Below are 4,653 nucleotides of genomic sequence, written 5' to 3'. Positions count from 1 at the left end.
GACGTCCTGCCGCGATCCGCGTCTGACAGTCGGCCAGCCGTTGGCGCACGGCCTGCTTGTCCCACAGAACGCCGCCAAAGGCCCTGCGCTGCTTGACATAATCCACGGTCATGTCCAGCGCGGTTTGCGCTTCGGCACAGGCCATCGCACCCAGCACAATGCGTTCGTTCTGGAAGTTCTTCATTACCGAATAGAAACCGCGGTTGACCTCGCCCAAGACGTTTTCGGCCGGGATACGGACATCTTCGAAGATCAGTTCGGCAGTGTCCGAGCACAGCCAGCCGGTCTTGTTCAACGCCCGTCCGACCGAAAAGCCCGGCGTGCCTTTTTCGACCGCAAACATGGTGATCCCGCGCGACCCCTTGGCATCGGGATCGGTCTTGGCGCCGACAAAGTAGAGATCGCCATGCACGCCGTTGGTGATGAACATCTTGGTGCCGTTCAGCACCCAATCCGACCCGTCCCGCACCGCGCGGGAGCGCATGCCCGCCACGTCCGAGCCCGCGCCCGGTTCGGTCACAGCAACGGCGGTGATCATTTCGCCCGAGACGATCGACGGCATCCAGCGCGCCTTCTGTTCGGGCGTGCCGGCGTTTTCCAGATGCGGCGAGGCCATGTCGGTGTGGACCAGAACGGTGGCCGAGAACCCGCCGAAAGTGGATCGCCCGACCTCTTCGGCCAAAACCACGCTGGACATCACGTCCAGCCCCGCGCCGCCATACTGTTCGTCATAGCGCATCCCCAGCACGCCGAGATCACCCATCCGGCGCAGCACGTCGCGGGGTACCTTGCCCTCCTCCTCCCAAGGCTCGGCCTTGGCGGTCACCTCGGCTTCAATGAACCGGCGCAACTGGTTGCGGATCATCTCGAGGTCTTCGTTGAACGGGCCGGTGACCTGAGTAATGCTGTCTTGTCTGGTCATGTGTTTTCCTCTGGATCGAGTTTGATAAGTGGGGCGTGCCCGGCGACCGTATCGCCGGGTGCACAATAGATTTCAGTCACCACGCCCGCGACCGGCGCGGGCAGGCTTTGCAACAGCTTCATGGCCTCAAGCACCACCAGCGTGTCACCGGCTTTGACGCGGTCGCCGAGTGCGACGCGCACCTCGGCCACGGCGCCGGGCATGGGTGCGGACAACAGGTCAGCGACGCCAGACCCGCCGGTGGCACGTTGCAGATGCTGGTCTTCCAGCGTACGCAGGTCTGTCGCGGTCATTCCAGCAGGGGTTTGCAGGTGCACTCGCCAGTGACTCGGCGCGCGCACGACGTAAGCGATGCGCGAAAACGGAACCCCGTCGATGCGTCCGCTCAGACGGCATCCTGTTAAAACGGCACTCTCGACCGTGATGGTCTGGCCGTCCGGTTGAATGGCAGTCAACCCCGACCCGGAGCCGTACATGCGGATCGGTTCGTCTTTGGTTGTGTCCCAATAGAAGGCCGCGCCGGACTGTCCCGCAGGGGCTGTGAGTCGCCATGACCCTAGGCTTTCCCAGGGCGACGCGCCCGCCGGCACGAGACGCAGATGCAGCGCCATCGCGGCAAAGGCCATGTCCCGGGGATCAGCGGACGGTTCAGTCCAGCCGCCTGGAAACATCTCGGGCAGGCCCGAGGTATGGTGCCGGAACGCCTCAAAATCCGGGTGTGCCAGTAACGCGCGCTGATAGGCCAGGTTCAGGCCGACGCCGCCGACGGCAAAAGCATCGATCGCGGTGATCGCCCGGCGGATCGCCCCGGTCCGATCCGGCGCGTGGACGATCAGCTTGGCAATCATGGAATCGTAGTGGTGGCCGACGACCGAACCGCACTCTACCCCAGTGTCCAGCCGCACATCCGCAGGCGGCGCCCAAAGGGTGATCTCGCCCGTTTCGGGGTGAAAATTCTCGGCCGGGTTTTCGGCGGCGATGCGGATTTCAATGGCGTGCCCGTCAAACTGCACATCGCCTTGCGTCAGCGCCAGCGGCTCGCCCCGCGCGATGCGCAACTGCCATTCGACCAGGTCGATGCCGGTGATCGCCTCGGTCACGGGGTGTTCCACCTGCAACCGGGTATTCATTTCCAGAAAGTAGTATTCACCGCGCCCGGGGTCATAGAGGTATTCCACCGTTCCGGCGGAGCGATAGCCGATCGCCTGCGCCAACCGCACCGCTGCCGCACGCATGCGGTCGCGCACAGCCTCGGGAAGATCGGCGGCGGGGGCTTCTTCGATCAGCTTTTGGTGGTTGCGTTGCAGCGAACAATCGCGGTCGCCCAGATGCAGCACGGTGCCGTGAGTGTCGCCCAGAACCTGCACTTCGACGTGGCGGGCACGGGGTGCATAGCGTTCGAGGAACACCGCCGGATCGTCGAAGGCGCTCTGCGCTTCGGCCCGGGCAGATGCAATCGCTTCGGGTGCGTCGCCCAGATCGGAGACAAGCCGCATCCCGCGTCCGCCGCCGCCGGCGCTGGCCTTGACCAGAAAGGGGGTGCCAAGCGCCTCGGCCTCTTGTAGCAGGCGCGCATCGGACTGATCCTCGCCGCGATAGCCGGGCAGGACGGGCACGCCTGCGGCTTCGGCGGCAGCCTTGGCCTCGATCTTGGAGCCCATCCGCGCGATAGCGTCGGGTTCCGGCCCGATGAACACAAGGCCCGCCGCCTCGACCGCCGCCGCGAAACCGGCATTCTCAGACAGAAAACCATATCCCGGGTGCACCGCACCCGCGCCCGTCGCCCGCGCGGCCTCAAGGATGGCCTCGACGTTCAAATAACTGTCTGACGGGGCGGCCCCACCGATGCAGACGGCATGATCGGCCTCGGCCACGAAGGGCGCGTCGCGGTCCGCGTCCGAAAACACCGCTACGCTTTCCAGCCCCAGTTTGCGGCACCCGCGCTGGATGCGCCGGGCAATCTCGCCCCGGTTGGCGATCAGAACGCGGGTGAAGCTCATTTCACCCGCCATGACGGAACGCCCTTGTTGATGAAGCTGTTGATGCCTTCGATACCTTCCTCCGTCTCCCACGCATCGGCCAGCCGGTCGGCGGTGTAGATCATGTTGGTCTCCAGATCGTGGGACGCGACATAGGCGATCAGCGCCTTGGTATCGGCCACGGCACCCGGCGCGGCCTGAAGGTGATCATGCACCACCCGGTTCACCGTGGCGTCCAAGTCGCCCGGCGCGACAACCTCGGTCAACAGACCGATCCGCTCGGCGCGGGCCGTGTCGAACAACGCCCCCGACAGCATGGTTTCACGCGAATGCACCTTGCCGATGCGGGCCACCACATAAGGCGATATATTCGCGGGCAGAAGGCCCAGTTTGACCTCGGTCAGACCGAAGCGCGCGCCTTCGGCGCCGATGGTGTAGTCGCAGACGGAGATCATGCCGACACCGCCACCGTAGGCCGGGCCGTTGATCCGCCCGATCAAGGGCTTGGGCAGCGTGTCAAGGCGGCGCAACAGCCGCGCCAGCGTGGCGCTTTGTGCGACCCTTTCACTACGGGTTTTCTCGACATTAGAGGCGAACCAGTTGAAATCGCCGCCCGCGCAGAAGCTCTTGCCCGCGCCGGTCAGGACCACAATACGCACATCGTCATCTGCAGCCAGCTTTTCGGCGGCATCGTATAGCTCTGCGATCAATTCGCCATTCAGCGCATTGTGTTTGTCGGGGCGGTTGAGCGTCAGCGTGGCGACGCCACGCGCATCGGTTTCGATAAGGATCGTGTTGTAGGTATTGGTCAACTTGAAGCCTCACATTCTGAATACAGGCGTATGGCGACCGGCTTCGGGCACCGATGTCACGATGGCCAGACACAGGCCAAGGATATCGCGGGTTTGCGCGGGTTCGATCAGCCCGTCATCCCAAAGCCGCGAGGTGGCATAATAGGGATCGGACTGTTCACCGTACTGGGCCCGAACCTGCTCCTCGATCAGCTTCATGTCGGCCTCCATCTTGCCCGGGTCGCCCCCTTTCTGGCGGCGCAGTTCCAGCATCACATTTGTGGCGATGTCGGCAGACATGGTGGCCAGTTCCGCCGTGGGCCAGGCGAAGAGAAAATTCGGGGCGAAACCACGTCCGCACATGCCGTAGTTGCCTGCCCCGTATGAGCCGCCCAAGAGGACCGACAGGCGCGGCACCTTGGCAACCGACATGGCATAGACCAGCTTGGCGCTGTCTTTGGCAATGCCGCCGCGCTCGGCTTCGGTGCCGACCATGAAGCCCGAGATGTTGTGGAGGAACAAAAGCGGGATGTTGCGTTGATCGCACATCGACACGAATTGCGCGCCCTTGAGCGAACTGTCGGACACAAGCGCCCCATTATTTGCGAGAATGCCCACTCGATAGCCGTGAATCCGCGCGGTGCCGCAGACCAGCGTCTCACCCCATCCGGGCTTGAATTCGCGGAATTCGCCGGCGTCGATCATGCGCAGCAGAACCTCGCGCATGTCATAGGGCTGTTTGCGATCGGCGCTGATGACGCCAAGCAGTTCCTCTGGGTTGCGCGCCGGCGGCGCGCAGGTTGCATCGGGACCCATCGGGCGCGACAGGCCCAGTTCGGATACGATGTCGCGCATCAGAGCAAGCGCATGATACTCGTCCTCGGCCAGATGGTCAGACACACCGGAGAAGCGCGAATGCATCTCGGCCCCCCCCAATGTTTCTCCATCAACCTCTTCGTTG

The 4,653-nt window shown here is 63.9% G+C and carries 4 protein-coding genes; all 4 read right to left on the bottom strand.

Translation table 11 applies throughout. The features are described from left to right. The coding region (locus tag ABYW26_RS10895) for an acyl-CoA dehydrogenase family protein (RefSeq protein WP_372604884.1) at nt 1-922 on the bottom strand (922 nt) is incomplete at its 3' end. Continuing rightward, nucleotides 919-2,922, bottom strand: coding sequence for a biotin carboxylase N-terminal domain-containing protein (locus ABYW26_RS10890; protein WP_372604883.1), 2,004 nt, complete (start codon nt 2,920-2,922; stop codon nt 919-921). The genes ABYW26_RS10890 and ABYW26_RS10895, both read right to left, overlap by 4 nt. Further along, nucleotides 2,919-3,713 carry a crotonase/enoyl-CoA hydratase family protein gene (locus tag ABYW26_RS10885; RefSeq protein ID WP_028288551.1) on the bottom strand — a complete coding sequence of 265 codons (795 nt, stop codon included), beginning with the start codon at nt 3,711-3,713 and terminating at the stop codon, nt 2,919-2,921. The genes ABYW26_RS10890 and ABYW26_RS10885 overlap by 4 nt, the downstream gene beginning before the upstream one ends. Nucleotides 3,714-3,722: 9 nt before the next feature. Next, the coding region (locus tag ABYW26_RS10880; protein ID WP_372604882.1) for an acyl-CoA carboxylase subunit beta at nt 3,723-4,653 on the bottom strand (931 nt) is incomplete at its 5' end.

The organism is Actibacterium sp. (genome assembly GCF_041584535.1).
Classification (GTDB): domain Bacteria; phylum Pseudomonadota; class Alphaproteobacteria; order Rhodobacterales; family Rhodobacteraceae; genus Actibacterium_D.
The sequence above is the reverse complement of the archived record's forward strand: the minus strand, read 5'-3'. Positions and strand labels throughout refer to the sequence as shown.

What these genes read in the sequence shown, in the direction of transcription:
- ABYW26_RS10890 (WP_372604883.1), bottom strand. Translation starts at nt 2,922, where the DNA reads ATGAGCTTCACCCGCGTTCTGATCGCCAACCGGGGCGAGATTGCCCGG.